Here is a 14,306-nt window from a genome sequence, read left to right as displayed (position 1 = left end):
TTCAGCGTAGCGCGCGGACGGCGGGCGTGTCGAGGCAGCGGAGCAGCGCATCCCGGCTCGGCATCGGCCCATCGGCTGCCACGGCCTGGCCAGTTGGCGCGACCGGGGTGACGGCACCCAGCCGAACGGTGTCGAACCGCCCAGGCTGGCGCGTGCAGGCCATGGCCGCTGCCAACAGCTTTGGCGGGGTGTCATAGGCCTCATAGGACAGGCGGAACGTGCCCCAATGGATGCCGATGGCGCGGGCGGCACCCAGGCGGCGAAACACCTCCACCGCGTCGACTGGGCCGATATGGCTGCCCGTGCCCATCTGGCCGGGCGTGAACCGGAATGCGCCGATCGGTATGATCGCCAGCCGGATCGGGCCATATCGTGCCGCCTCGTTCGCCCAGTTGCCGTCGCCGAAGCCGGTGTCGCCGGCAAAGAACAGGTTGCCGCCCGACGGCAGCGTGACAACGAAGCTGGACCAGAGCGCGCGGTTGCGATCGGCGAACCAGCGGCTGCCCCAGTGATGGTTGCGGTTGACGATCACCTCGACGCCCGGCCGCACGGACACCCGCCCGCCCCAATCGACCGCGCGGGCTGGCGCGCCCGCCTGACCGATGACGCTGTCATTGCCAAGGCTGGTGACGATCACCGGCTTGTCCCGGTCCCACAGCTTTTTCAGCGTAGCCAGGTCCATGTGATCGTAATGATTGTGGCTGACGACGATCAGGTCGATCCTGGGCAGGTCGTCGAACGCGACGCCCGGCGCTGCGACCCGGGCGGGGCCGACGCCGAACGGCCCGGCGGTGTCGGCATAGATGGGGTCGGTCAGGATATTCATCCCCTGGGTCTGCACCAGCACGGTCGCATGGCCGATCCAGGTGGCGAGCATCGCCTCGCCCTCGACCCGCGCGGGCGGCTTGCCCTGCGTCACCGCTACCCGCTCCGGCCAGGGCGGCCGGTCATCGGTCAGCATCCGGGACAGGAACCCGGCCCGGCTGCCCCCGCCGGGCGGGGCGGCGGTATCCTCGCCGTCAGGGTTGTAGAAGCGCTCGCCATCATAATGGCCGCTGTCGGGGCCGTCATAATAGCGCCGGTCAAGGAAGCGCGGCACGATCGTCACCGCCAGCAGCAGCAGGATGAGCAGCCACAGCAGCACGGCGCCCGTCCCCTTGGTGATCCGCTTGATTATGCCCGTCATCCCGTGTCCTATTCAGCCTGCATGAAATCCGTAATGGCCTGGGCGATTGCTGCAACCCTCGGCTGGCTCGCACTGCCGCTGCCGGCGGCTGCGCGCCAGCCACGGGCCTGGGCGCATGTCACCTTCGACGCCGACACCCGCCTTACGGAGCGGGCGCACGGGCTGGCCGATGCGCGCACGGGGCGCGCGCTGACCGCCGACGATCCGGTGCGGGTCGCCTCGATCTCGAAGATTGTCGTCGCGCTTGGCGTGATGCGGATGGTCGAGGCGGGGCAGCTCGATCTCGACCGGGATGTCGGGGACTATCTCGGCTGGCCGCTGCGCCATCCGGCCCATGGCGACGTGCCGATCACGCTCCGCCACCTGCTGTCTCATCGCTCGGCGCTGACGGACGGGGTGGATTATGTGCTGCCCCTCGACGCGGTGCTGCGCGACGTGCTGGCCGATCCGGCGGCATGGGATGCGGCGCATCCGCCGGGCGGCTATTTCCGCTATGCCAATTTGAATTATCCGGTGATCGCCAGCGTGATGGAGCGGGTGGCGGGGGAACGGTTCGATCGGCTGATGCACTGGCTCGTCATCGCGCCGCTCGGCCTGGATGCCTGTTTCAACTGGACGATGTGCAGCGATGCAGCCATCGCCCGCGCGGTCGTGCTGATCGAGCCGGATGGCACCCCGGTCCGCGATGACCTGAATGGACAGCGGCCCGCCTGTCCGGTCACGCCCGCGCGCGACGGCAGCTGCGATCTCGCCGCCTATGTGCCCGGCACCAATGGCGCGGTGTTCAGCCCGCAGGGCGGCCTGCGCATCTCGGCCAATGGCCTGGCGCGGATCGGCCAGATGCTGCTGCGCGGCGGAGAGGGCTTCCTGAAACCGCAGTCGATCGACACGCTGCTTGCCCCGGCATGGCGGCTGGACGGCACCAACGGCGTCACCGGCGAGGGCGCGGATGACGGGTTCTTCTGCGCCTATGGGCTGGCGACGCAGACGCTGGCGGCCAACCCGGCCCCGGGCTGCCGAGACGACGGGTTCGGGGACGGCCGGGTGCGCGTCGGCCATGCGGGCGACGCCTACCGGTTGCGATCCGGCCTGTGGATCGACCGCGAAGCCGGCACCGGCGTCGCCTATTTCGCGCTCGGCGTGCCGCTGGCCAGCAAGGATGCGCGCAGCGCGTTCAGCGCAGAGGAAGCCTGGCTCGCGCGGCTGCGCTGATCGTCACGCGCCCTGCAACAGCCCTTCCCGCGCAATCTTCTCGCGCCACACCAGCGGGGCGAGTTGGTGGACATTGTTGCCCTCGCTATCCACCGCCACCGTCACCGGGAAATCCTCGACCTCGAATTCGTAGATCGCCTCCATCCCCAGGTCCTCGAACCCGACGACCTTCGATCCCTTGATCGCCCGCGCGACCAGATAGGCTGCACCGCCGACCGCCATCAGATAGGCGGACTTCGCGTCCTTGATCGCCTCGGTCGCCGCCGGGCCGCGCTCGGCCTTGCCGACGCACGCCAGCAGGCCCTGATCGAGCATCATCCGCATGAACTTGTCCATGCGCGTCGCCGTGGTGGGGCCGGCGGGTCCGACCACTTCCTCGCCCACCGGATCGACCGGGCCGACATAATAAATGACTCGGCCCTTGAAGCTGACCGGCAGTTCCTCGCCCGCCGCCAGCATGTCGGCGATCCGTTTGTGCGCCGCATCGCGCCCGGTCAGCATCTTGCCACTCAGCAACAGCCGGTCGCCCTGTTTCCAGCCCTGCACCATCTCGGGCGTCAGCGCATCGAGATCGACCCGGATCGCCGCCTTGTCCGGGGTCCAATTGACGTCGGGCCATTCGTCCAGCTTCGGCGCCTCCAGATAGGCGGGGCCGGTGCCGTCCAGCGTGAAATGCGCGTGCCGCGTGGCCGCGCAATTAGGGATCATCGCCACCGGCTTGCCCGCGGCATGGCAGGGCGCGTCCAGGATCTTCACATCCAGGATGGTGGATAGCCCGCCCAAGCCCTGCGCGCCGATGCCGAGCGCGTTGACCCGGTCGAAAATCTCGATGCGCAGCGCCTCGATATCGTTCTGCGGCCCGCGGCTTTTGAGCGGCCCCATGTCGATCGGCTCCATCAGCGCCTTTTTGGCCAGCAGCACACAATGCTCCGCCGTGCCGCCGATGCCGATGCCCAGCATGCCCGGCGGGCACCAGCCCGCGCCCATTTGCGGAAGCATCTCCACCACCCAGTCGACGATCGAATCCGACGGATTCATCATCTTGAACTTGGACTTGTTCTCGCTGCCGCCGCCCTTGGCCGCGACATCGACATGGACATGGTGGCCTGGCACCATATCGACATGCAGGACGCACGGCGTGTTGTCGCGGGTGTTGCGGCGGGTGAAGGCCGGATCGGTCAGCACCGATGCGCGCAGCTTGTTTTCGGGATTCAGATAGGCGCGGCGCACCCCTTCGTCGACGATGTCCTGCAAACTGCGGCGGGTATCGTCCAGCCGGCAGTCCATGCCCCATTTGACGAATATGTTGACGATGCCGGTATCCTGGCAGATCGGCCGGTGTCCCTCGGCGCACATGCGGCTGTTGGTCAGGATCTGGGCAATGGCGTCCTTGGCCGCCGGGGCCTGTTCGGCCTCATACGCCGCACCAAGCGCCCGGATATAATCCATCGGGTGATAATAGCTGATGAACTGCAGCGCGTCGGCCACGCTGTCGATCAGGTCGGCGGTCTTGATGATGGTCATGGGGTCGGCCCGCGCTGTCAAAAGGTGAAGCGCGGCATCTATTGCGCGCGTCCCGCTTGGCCAAGGGGGCTTTTGCAGGCCGATGTGCCGCCCGTTGGAAACCAATTGTCAAACACCTGCGCGCTAACCCATGCCGTTGCAACGGAATGAAAGACGGCGGGCTGTGCTGGGCGGGTTGCTTTCCAAGGCTGGAACGGGGGGAACGCGCAAGGATGCCGGCGGCGACGGCGCGCTTGCGCTGCAACTGGTCCGTGCGTTCGAGGAGCATGGTACCGGCTGGTTCTGGCAGACCGACCGGCACGGACGCGTCACCTATCTGACGCCAAAGGTGACGGCAGAGGTTTCGACCCTGGACCGCCCGGCCATCGGCGCCATGTTGACCGACATTTTCCGGATGGACGAGGAATCACCCGATTCCGAACGCAGCCTGGCCTTTCACCTGACGTCGCGGACCAGCTTCACCGAATATTCCGTTCGCTGTTCCAAGGAAGGGGTGGAGCGGTGGTGGTCGATCTCCGGCCGTCCCGTGTTCGATCATCTGGGTCATTTCCAGGGATTTTGCGGCAGCGGCAGCGACCTTTCTGAAAAGCGTCGGGCAGAGGCGGAGATCCAGCGGCTCGCTATGTTCGATGCGCTGACCGGTCTGGCCAATCGCCAGCGGATGCGGCTGTCGCTGGATCAGATGCTCTCGATCAACGGCCGCGCCAGCTACCGCGCGACCACGTTGCTGCTGCTCGATCTGGACCGGTTCAAGGCGGTGAACGACACGCTGGGGCATCAGACGGGCGACACGCTGTTGAAACAGGTAAGCCAGCGGCTGACCCGCGCGGTCGGCGAGCGCGGGCTGGTCGGCCGGCTGGGCGGCGACGAGTTCGAAGTGGTGCTGCCGGGCGAGGGGCATCAGGAATCGATCAGCCAGATTGCCCGCACCATCATCGATTCGCTCAGCCAGCCCTATTTCATCGGCGGGTCGTCGATCAGCATCGGCTGTTCGATCGGTGTCGCCATCGCGCCGGACGACGGGGGGGATTCGGAAACGCTGACCCGCAATGCCGATCTGGCGCTATATGCGGCCAAGGCGGACGGGCGCGGCGTCCACCGGTTCTTTCGCGCGGAGCTGCTGGCCGGCGCACAGAGCCGCCGCCAGCTGGAGGACGATCTGCGCTCGGCGCTGGCGCAAAACCAGTTCCATCTGGTCTATCAGCCGGTCGTGTCGACGCGGGATCCGCGCATCGTCGGCTATGAAGCGCTGATCCGCTGGGATCACCCCGTCCGAGGCCCGATCAGCCCGGCCGATTTCATCCCAATCGCCGAGGATTGCGGGCTGATCGAGGAAATCGGCACCTGGGTCATGCGGACCGCGACTTTGGAGGCGGCAAACTGGCCCGACCATGTGCGGGTCGCGGTCAATGTCTCGCCGATCCAGTTCGCCAATCCAGCTTTGCCCAGCACGGTGGCCAGCGCGCTCAGCCGGTCGGGCATCGCTCCGGCCCGGCTGGAACTGGAAATCACCGAGGGCGTGTTCCTGACCGAAAATGCGGCGACCGACCGCATGTTCGCCAGCCTGAAGGGGCTGGGCGTGCGGCTGGCGCTCGACGATTTCGGCACCGGCTATTCCTCGCTCGGCTATCTGCGCAACGCGCCGTTCGACAAGATCAAGATCGACCAGAGCTTTGTCCGCGGCGCGGCCCAGCCGGGCAACCGCAACGCCGCCATCATCCGCGCCATCGTGACGCTGGCCGACACGCTGCAGATGGAAACGACGGCAGAGGGGGTCGAGCTTCAGGACGAGGTGGAGTTGATCCGCGACCTGGGATGCAGCCACATCCAGGGCTATGTCTATGGCAAGCCGGTGCGGTGCGACATCGTGCGCGAACAGCTGGCGGGCGATTCGCCGACGGTCGAGGTGTCCGGCCACCGGGTCAGCCGCGCGCCGCGCGCCAAGATGCTGCGCTGGGCCAAGCTGCGGGTGAACGGCGCCGAGGGAGAGGTGCGGATCCGCGATCTGTCGTCAAGCGGCGCGATGATCGACGGCATCGAGTTTCCGCAAAGCGCCGTGGGGTCCGATATGATGATCCAGCTGGTCGAGGGCGAATGGATGGGCGCGACGTTGCGCTGGTCGCGTGGGGGGCAGGCTGGCCTGCAATTCGACTCGCCGTTCAACATGGAACGGCTGAACGCGCCGCCCCGCGCCAGCAAGATCCGGCGATCCGCCTGATCCCGCCCGGCGGGGCTTGATCCATGCCCCCGCCCGCCGCTAGCGCTGGGCGATGGACCCAATGCCCGCCACCGAAGAGGACGCCGCTGCCGAACTGGCTCGGCTGGCCGCCGAGATCGCGCATCACAACCAACTCTACCATGCCGATGACGCGCCGGAGATCAGCGATGCGGCCTATGATGCGCTGGTCCGCCGCAATGCCGCGATCGAGGCGGCGTTCCCCCATCTGGTGCGCGCCGATTCGCCGTCGCGGATGGTCGGTGCTGCCCCTGCGGGCCATTTGGCGAAGGTGGCCCATGCCCGCCCGATGCTCAGCCTGGACAACGGCTTTTCCGATGCGGACGTCGCCGATTTCGTCGCCGGTATCCGCCGTTTCCTGAAACTGCCTGCCGAGGAAGCCGTCGCGCTGACCGCCGAGCCGAAGATCGACGGCCTGTCCTGTTCGCTGCGCTATCAAGGGCGACGTCTGGTTCAGGCGCTGACCCGCGGCGATGGCCAGGTGGGCGAGGATGTGACGGCCAATGCACTGACCATTGCCGATATCCCCCGCACCCTGCCCGCCGATGCCCCCGACCTGTTCGAGGTGCGCGGCGAGGTCTATATGGCCAAGGCCGATTTTGCTGCCCTCAATGCCCGGCTGGCAGCGGAGGCCGAGGCATCGAGCAAGCCCGCGCGCCAGTTCGCCAATCCCCGCAACGCCGCCGCCGGTTCGCTGCGGCAAAAGGACGCCGCCGTCACCGCCAGCCGCCCCTTGCGCTTCTTCGCCCATGGGTGGGGGGAAGCGAGCGCGATGCCGAGCGCGATGCAGGGCGAGGTCGTCGATACGCTCCGCGCCTGGGGCTTTCCCATCGCGCCGCATTTCGCCCGGGCGGCCGATGTCGATGCAGCCCTTGCCGTCTATCGCGCGATCGAGGCGGCACGGGCCGACCTGCCGTTCGATATCGACGGGGTGGTGTACAAGGTCGACCGGCTCGACTGGCAGGACCGGCTGGGCTTTGTCGGGCGTGCGCCGCGCTGGGGCCTGGCCCACAAGTTCCCGGCCGAACGGGCGCAGACGACCCTGAACGCCATCGACATCCAGGTCGGGCGGACGGGCAAGCTGACCCCGGTGGCGCGGCTGGCGCCGGTAACGGTGGGCGGCGTCGTCGTCACCAACGCGACGCTGCACAATGCCGACGAGATTGCCCGGCTGGGCGTGCGGCCCGGCGACCGGGTGGTGGTGCAGCGCGCGGGCGACGTCATCCCGCAGATCGTCGACAATCTGACGCGCGAAGAGCAGCGCGATCCCTGGCAATTCCCGGATCATTGCCCCGAATGCGGGTCCGAAGCGGTGGCGGAGGAGGGTGAGGTTGATATCCGCTGCACCGGCGGGCTGGTCTGTCCGGCACAGCGGATCGAACGGCTGCGCCATCTGGTCAGCCGGGGCGCGCTCGACATTGACGGGCTGGGCGAAAAGACGATCGTCGAGCTGGTCGGGCTGGGCTGGGTCGATGATCCGGCCGATCTGTTCCGCCTGTCGGCGCACCGTGCCGCGCTGCTCGGGCGCGAGGGGTGGCAGGAAAAATCGGTCGACAACCTGCTTGCCGCGATCGAGGCAAAGCGCACGCCCGATGCCGCCCGGCTGCTGTTCGGCCTGGGCATCCGCCATGTCGGCGCGGTGACGGCGCGCGATCTGCTCAAGCGGTATGAAACCTTGGCGGCGGTAAAGGCGCTGGCCGACGAGCTCATTGCCTTGCGCAACACGCACCAGCCGGCACTGGGCGAGGAACCGCGCAAGGCACAGGCGCGGCTGGACAAGCTGCTCGCCGAACGGATCGGGGTGGACCAGATCGGTGCGGCGGTGGCCCATGCCCTGGCCGATTTCTTTCATGAGCCGCACAACCGCGCCCTCTGGGACGATCTGCTGAGCGAAGTGTCGCCCCCGCCCTATGTGGTCGAGGCGCGCGCCTCCGAAGTCAGCGGCAAGACGGTGGTGTTCACCGGCACGCTGGAAACCCTGTCGCGGGACGAGGCAAAGGCGCAGGCAGAGGCGCTGGGTGCCAAGGTATCGGGAAGCGTGTCAGCCAAAACCGACCTGCTCGTCGCCGGGCCGGGCGCGGGCAGCAAGCTGAAAAAGGCGGCAGAGCTTGGCGTGCGGGTGATTGACGAGGCGGGCTGGTCGGCGATCGTCGCTGCCGCCCGGTGATGCAATTTTGCAACGCAGCAAGCATTACGACCGCCCCCCCTTTCGTCCTGTAACAATCCGGCAATAATGGCCCCCCATGGGCGGCCACAGACGGTGAATTGCACCGCACCCCCCACCATGGGCATTTCAAAGGGACACCGATGCGAAACCAGCTTTTTGTGGGCGCGGCCGTTGCTGCGCTGATGATTCCTGCCGCGGCCAGCGCGCAGCAGATCACCACCGGGATCGAAGGGCGCGTGCTTGATGAAGCGGGCGAGCCGATTGTCGGCGCGTCGGTCACCGTCACCGATACCCGCACCGGTTTGTCGCGCACGCTGACGACCAGCGACAATGGCGGGTTTCGCACCGACAACCTGACGACAGGCGGTCCCTACACCGTCGCGGCCAATGCCGACAGCTATCAGGGTCAGACGATCGAAGGCGTCATCACCACGCTGCAGGGCAATACCAACCTGGCGTTCAACCTGAGCACGGGTGAGGGCGATATCATCGTCACCGGCACGCGCGTGGCGGTGACCCAGCTGGCCGTCGGCCCGGGCACGTCGTTTGGCGCCGAAGTGCTGGCCAACGCCCCCAGCTTCAATCGCGACATCCGCGACGTCATCCGCATCGACCCGCGCGTCAGCCTGGACCGCGATGACGGCGGTTCGGGCGTCGACCGCATTTCGTGCCTGGGCGGCAACGATCGCGGCAATGCCTTCACCGTCGACGGCATCAGCCAGGGCGACATCTACGGTCTGAACGACACGGGATTCGCCTCGCGCAGCTCGACGCCGGTTCCCTATGATGCCGTGCGCGAAACCCAGGTGCAGTTCGCACCGTTCGACGTGGAATATGGCGGCTTCACCGGCTGCGCGATCAACGTCGTAACCCGTTCGGGCCAGAACAAGATCACCGGTTCGGCCTTTTTCGAATATTCGAACTCGGATCTGCGTGGCACGCGGGTTGCCGATCGCAATGTGGCGCCGATCGAACCGGAAAAGCGCTGGGGCGTCGCGCTGGGCGGCCCGATCATCCCGGACCGCCTGTTCATCTATGGTGCCTATGAGCATCAGGAAGCCGGCCAGAGCCAGGACGACGGCCCCGCCGGTGCCGGCTATCCCAACTCGCTGGCCGGCGTGCCGGTTGCCGAGTTCAACCGCATCTCGGAAATCCTGAGCCGCGTCTACGGCATCGAGACCGGCCCGCTGGTCACCAGCCGCGATTTCACCAACGATCGTTATTTCGGTCGCCTGGACTGGTACATCAACGACGACCACCGTCTCGAAGCGACCTATCAGCGCCTCGAGGAAGGCACGGTCCGCCCTGACGATTTCTTCACCGGTGCGGCTTCGCCCCAGGTTACCGGTGCCAACACTTTCCTGGTCAGCGGCACCATCTCCGACTATTATTCGGCCCGTCTGTATTCCAACTGGAATGACCGCCTGTCGACCGAGTTCCGCTATTCGCTGTCGGAAGTGACGGATCGCCAGGATCCGGTCGGCGGCGGCGAGGCACAGTCGGCAAACCCGATCCCGCGCATCATCGTCGGCATCGACAATGCGACCGGTCCCGACGGCACGGTGCTGGCGGGTCCGGGCAACTCGCGGTCGGCCAACGACCTGCAGACCGAACTGCATCAGGTGCGGGCCCTGGCCAAGTACGACGCCGGCAACCACCAGCTGAAGCTGGGCTTCGAGGCCAATTACGCCAAGCTGTTCAACCTGTTCGTGCAAAACGCGACGGGTACGCTGGTGTTCCGCAACGCCACCGACCTGGAAGCGGGCCTGCTGTCGCCGGGTCTGGGCAACAACCAGACGAATACCACCCCGGCCAACGTCGTTCCCGGCCTGACCGAAGGTGCATTTGGCAACTTCACGGCGTCCGGCAACGTCACCGATGCCGCCGCTCAGTTCGACCGGACGATCTGGACGGTCTATGCTCAGGACGACTGGCAGCTGAGCGACCAGCTGGGCGTCGTGCTCGGCCTGCGCACCGACTGGTTCTCGGGCGGTGCGCCGCGTCCCAACCCGGTATTTTTTGACCGTTATGGCCGCACAAACTCGGTCGCGTTCAGCAACCTCGAACCGATCCTGCTGCCGCGCGTCGCCTTCACCTACGAACCCAACGACTTCGCGATCTTCTCGCGCAGCTCGATCCGTGGCGGCGTCGGCATGTTCTCGGGTGGCGATCCGCTGGTGTGGTTCGGCAACGCCTTCCAGAATGACGGCCGCGGCTTCGCGACCGGTACCACTCAGGATGCGGCCTGCGGCCTGGCCCCCGGTCAGCAGCTCGATGTGGTCGTGAACGGCCAGTTCACGGGCGTTCCGGCCTGCTTCCAGCAGAGCGCGTCGGCCATCGCCAGCCGTGGTCTGGGCAACGTCCAGTCGATCGATCCGGACATCAAGACGCCGACGGTGCTGCGTGCAAATATCGGGTTCCAGTCGCAGCTGGATTTCGGTGGCGAAGGCTTTTTCAGCGGCTGGAACGTCAACCTGGACTATATCTACAGCCAGTTCCGCAATCCGTTCACGGTGGTCGATCTGGCCCAGGCGGTGGATTCCCGGCTGGGCCTGAACGGCCTGACCGTCGACGGTCGTCCGATCTATCGCGGGATCGATCTTAACCTGAACGGATGCAATGCCGTGCTGGTCGAAAACAATCCGCGGCCGGTATTTTCGGGCCTGACGCCGTCGTGCTTCACGACGTCGCGGTTCGACGAACTGATGCTGACAAACTCGGCCGGGTGGCGCAGCCATATCGCGTCGTTCATCCTGTCGAAGTCGTTCAACAGCGGCCTGATCACCGATGGCGGTTCGACCTTCATCAGCCTTGGCTACTCCTACACCGACTCGCAGGATCGCCGGAACCTGTACAACTCGACGGCCGGGTCCAACTATGACCTGACCGCCGCGTTCGATCGCCAGAACCCGTCGGCCTCGCGTGGCTTCTATGAAAGCCGCCACAACATCTCGGTGCAGACGACGTTCAGCGAACAGTTCTTCTCCGATCTGAACACGACGCTTAGCGCGACCTTCGTAGCGCGTTCGGGCCGTCCGTACAGCCTGACCTTCACCGGCGGCAGCGTGTTCAACGTGCCGCAGTCGGGCAACGACAACGCTCTGATCTACATCCCCACCGGGGTGAACGATCCGAACGTCTCGCCGTCGTCCAACGCCACGGCCGTGTCGAACCTGGCCGCGTTCGCCGCCTCGCTCGATTGCGCCAAAGATTATGTGGGTCGCACGATCGAACGGAATACCTGTACCAACGACTGGTATTTCGACCTCGATCTCGGCTTCTCGCAGGATCTGCCGGGGCCGGGCCGTCTGTTCGGTCAGAACGACAGCCTGCGGCTGTACGCCACGTTCGACAATTTCCTGAACTTCCTCGATCGCGACTGGAACATCCAGCGTCGCCGGAACTTCTCGGGATTGCAGGATCTGGCAACCGGCGGCGTCGATGCGCAGGGCCGCTACATCATCACCAACTTCATCGGCAACGACTACAACACCGACAACCAGATCAACGTCAGCTCGTCGGTATGGCGTCTGAAGGTCGGAGTCAGCTACAACTTCTGATCGCCTGCCGATCCTGTTCGGTACTGCCGCCGTCCCAGCAATGGGGCGGCGGTTTGCTGTTGGGGGTCATGCGAGCGCGGGATCGATGCGCATGGGCCGATGCTGCAACCGACCAGCGCGGGTCGGCATCGGGCGGGCTGTCCCATTCGTGTCGGCGGCGGCGGCGAATGCATCGACCGAACCCGGCGCAGGGCCATGCACCGACGGGGCCTGCAATCGGGGCCGGCGTTCATCGCCCGTCCGGGGGCTCGGCCCCGAACGGGTCGACCCGCTCCCGGGCGTCAGAGGGCCGTGGGCGACCAGCGGTCAGGGATAGTCGATGGCACGGATCGTCCGGCAGTGCCGGGCATGGCACCGCAGCCGCTCGATCACCGCCGGGCATCGGTCAATCGCGCTGGCGACGATCCCGGCGGTCGGCGGCGCTGTCGAACGCGCGGGCCGGATCGAATGCCTCGTCCAGCAGCCGGGCCAGGCGCAGCCCGGCGCGCTGCGCCTGCAATTGGGCGGCGGGCACGGCGGCGGCGATGGCTTCGGGCGTCAACGTCACGCGCCCCTCCGGCTTCGGCCCGCACGGATCGCCCAGCGCGCCGGCATAGGCGACGTCGCGGCTGACGGCCCAGGCTTCGCGGCTCCAGTCCAGCGTGGTGCCGCCGTTGATCGCCGCCCGCTCTGCCGCCGAATAGACGCGGACGATTTCCGGCGGCGTCGTGATCGCGCGTTCCGCCAGCGCGCCGTCCCAGACGCTGTGCAGGTTCAACCGTTCGCTGACATAGGCGCCGTATCTGGAGCGTACGTCGTTTCCGCCCCGGTCGCTGCGGTCGCCCGCATGCAGCGGCATGTGCAGATCCTCGACGAAATGGATCAGGAACAACAGCGCCATGATCTTTTCGCGGCGCGGCACCGAACGGTCCTGGATCAGCTTCAGGTTGCGATCCACCTGCGCCGACACGCAATTGCCGTTGGCACAGGCCGAGGCGAGGTCGAACGGCTTGCACACATCGACATTCTGGTAATGCCAGGGTGAGGTATATTGAAAGCGCAGGCCCATGCCGCGTACGCAATCGGCCCAGACGCCCGCCTGTTCGATCGTATCGACCCGGCACTCCGGCGTCTCGATCAGCGCCTGTTGCCGCAGCATCGCCATCACCGCCGCCCGGGTCTGCGGCTTCACGTTCAGCATGGCGAGCCGCGAGATGCGGCCATGGGCATAGAAGCCATAGGCGCTGGCGGTCTGGGGCAGGACAAGGGCGAGGGCGAGGAGCAGCGAGGCAAGGGTGCGAATCATACGGGGCCTTTAGGGGCGATGCGTGACAGGCGAAACCACCGTTCGTGCCGTTCGTGCCGAATGGGGTCCGGTCTGTTGCAAACCCGGTCTGGATGATCCTCCCCTGCCGGGGGCAAGGACAATCAGGGTTCGACTTTCGTCAGTCCTCGTCGCCGTAGATCGACACCGTGCGTTCGCCGCCCGCCGTCGCGCTGCCGCGGTACATGCCGGGGGTGTTGAAACTCCACGCCACCTCGCCGGTGGGACCGGTGACGATCACGCCGCCGGTACCGCCCAGCGCCAGCGTTTCCGCCATCACCGTGTCCGCCGCCGCCTTCAGCGTATCCCCCGCAAAGCGGACCCGCGCGCAGATTTCGTGCGCCACCCCTTCGCGGATGAAGAACTCGCCCGCGCCCGTCGCGGAAACGGCGCAGGCGCGATCGTCGGCATAGGTGCCCGCGCCGATCAGCGGCGAATCGCCCACCCGGCCCCAGCGCTTGCCGGTGACGCCACCGGTCGAAGTGGCGGCGGCGACATGGCCCTGTGCGTCGCGGGCCACCGCGCCGACGGTGCCGTATTTCATGTCGACGTCGAACCAGCTGGTCTTTTGCGCCTTCATCTTTTGAAGCTGCTGGCGGCGTTCGTCGGTGGCGAACCATTCGGGGCCGGCCTGTTCCAGCCCCTGTTCGCGGCTGAACGTGTCCGCCCCCTTGCCTGCCAGCATGACGTGCGGGCTTGCCTCCATCACCCGGCGTGCAAGGCCGATGGGGTTCTTGGTCGCGGTGACGCCCGCCACCGCCCCCGCAGCGCGGGTGGCCCCGTCCATGATCGCGGCGTCGAGTTCGTTCGTGCCCTCATAGGTGAAGACAGCACCCCGCCCGGCGTTGAAATGCGGATCGTCCTCCAGCACGCGCACGGCCGCCTCCACCGCATCCAGCGCGCTGCCACCGGCATCCAGTACCTTCGATCCGGCGTCCAGCGCAGCGTTCAGCCCGGCCCGGGCCGCCGCCTCCCGCTCCGGCGTCATCTTGTCCCGCTCGATCACCCCGGCCCCGCCATGGATGACCAGGGTCCAGCGGGGCGTGTCCTGGGCAACAGCGGGGGCAATCATCAGCAGCAATCCTCCAATCAATGCGATCAGGCGCATGGCGTGGTTC

General features: G+C 66.8%; 8 protein-coding genes. 4 read left to right on the top strand and 4 right to left on the bottom strand.

Annotation, left to right across the window (positions count from 1 at the left end):
* Window position 1: 1 nt before the first annotated feature.
* The gene (locus ACPVPU_RS02350) at window positions 2-1,186 is read right to left on the bottom strand and encodes an MBL fold metallo-hydrolase (protein WP_448659317.1); all 1,185 of its coding nucleotides are present in this window, start codon (window positions 1,184-1,186) and stop codon (window positions 2-4) included.
* Between the two features lie 21 nt (window positions 1,187-1,207).
* Here ACPVPU_RS02350 and ACPVPU_RS02345 point away from each other — a divergent pair, with 21 nt between their 5' ends.
* Window positions 1,208-2,398, top strand: coding sequence for a serine hydrolase domain-containing protein (locus tag ACPVPU_RS02345; RefSeq protein ID WP_448659316.1), 1,191 nt, complete (start codon window positions 1,208-1,210; stop codon window positions 2,396-2,398).
* A 3-nt stretch (window positions 2,399-2,401) separates the two neighbouring features.
* On the opposite strand, the gene ACPVPU_RS02340 is transcribed toward ACPVPU_RS02345, so the two are convergent.
* Complete coding sequence (locus ACPVPU_RS02340; protein ID WP_448659315.1) at window positions 2,402-3,922, bottom strand: fumarate hydratase; 1,521 nt, start codon at window positions 3,920-3,922, stop codon at window positions 2,402-2,404.
* Between the two features lie 163 nt (window positions 3,923-4,085).
* On the opposite strand from ACPVPU_RS02340, the gene ACPVPU_RS02335 reads away from it, so the two are divergent.
* The 3 genes from ACPVPU_RS02335 to ACPVPU_RS02325 all read left to right on the top strand — a co-directional run bounded on the left by ACPVPU_RS02335 (window position 4,086) and on the right by ACPVPU_RS02325 (window position 11,885).
* Entirely contained in the window at window positions 4,086-6,140 is a 2,055-nt protein-coding gene (locus tag ACPVPU_RS02335; RefSeq protein ID WP_448659314.1) for an EAL domain-containing protein, read from the top strand.
* A 52-nt stretch (window positions 6,141-6,192) separates the two neighbouring features.
* Window positions 6,193-8,325, top strand: coding sequence for an NAD-dependent DNA ligase LigA (ligA, locus tag ACPVPU_RS02330; protein ID WP_448659313.1), 2,133 nt, complete (start codon window positions 6,193-6,195; stop codon window positions 8,323-8,325).
* A gap of 140 nt (window positions 8,326-8,465) precedes the next feature.
* On the top strand, window positions 8,466-11,885 hold the full coding sequence (locus ACPVPU_RS02325) for a TonB-dependent receptor (protein WP_448659312.1): 3,420 nt from the start codon (window positions 8,466-8,468) through the stop codon (window positions 11,883-11,885).
* A gap of 385 nt (window positions 11,886-12,270) precedes the next feature.
* Here ACPVPU_RS02325 and ACPVPU_RS02320 read toward each other — a convergent pair whose 3' ends face one another.
* Window positions 12,271-13,170: a S1/P1 nuclease gene (locus ACPVPU_RS02320; RefSeq protein WP_448659311.1), complete on the bottom strand. Its 900-nt coding sequence runs from the start codon at window positions 13,168-13,170 to the stop codon at window positions 12,271-12,273.
* A gap of 139 nt (window positions 13,171-13,309) precedes the next feature.
* Window positions 13,310-14,260: an isoaspartyl peptidase/L-asparaginase family protein gene (locus ACPVPU_RS02315; protein WP_448660586.1), complete on the bottom strand. Its 951-nt coding sequence runs from the start codon at window positions 14,258-14,260 to the stop codon at window positions 13,310-13,312.
* Window positions 14,261-14,306: the final 46 nt, after the last annotated feature.

Source organism: Sphingomonas paludis, assembly GCF_053502515.1.
Note: the sequence above shows the minus strand (reverse complement) of the source record. Positions and strands in the feature narration are given on the sequence as shown.

Bases quoted from the DNA above. Each gene is read 5' to 3' on its own strand.
- ACPVPU_RS02350 (WP_448659317.1), bottom strand. From the start codon at position 1,186: ATGACGGGCATAATCAAGCGGATCACCAAGGGGACGGGCGCCGTGCTG.
- ACPVPU_RS02345 (WP_448659316.1), top strand. From the start codon at position 1,208: ATGAAATCCGTAATGGCCTGGGCGATTGCTGCAACCCTCGGCTGGCTC.
- ACPVPU_RS02340 (WP_448659315.1), bottom strand. From the start codon at position 3,922: ATGACCATCATCAAGACCGCCGACCTGATCGACAGCGTGGCCGACGCG.
- ligA (WP_448659313.1), top strand. From the start codon at position 6,193: ATGGACCCAATGCCCGCCACCGAAGAGGACGCCGCTGCCGAACTGGCT.
- ACPVPU_RS02325 (WP_448659312.1), top strand. From the start codon at position 8,466: ATGCGAAACCAGCTTTTTGTGGGCGCGGCCGTTGCTGCGCTGATGATT.
- ACPVPU_RS02320 (WP_448659311.1), bottom strand. From the start codon at position 13,170: ATGATTCGCACCCTTGCCTCGCTGCTCCTCGCCCTCGCCCTTGTCCTG.
- ACPVPU_RS02315 (WP_448660586.1), bottom strand. From the start codon at position 14,260: ATGATTGCCCCCGCTGTTGCCCAGGACACGCCCCGCTGGACCCTGGTC.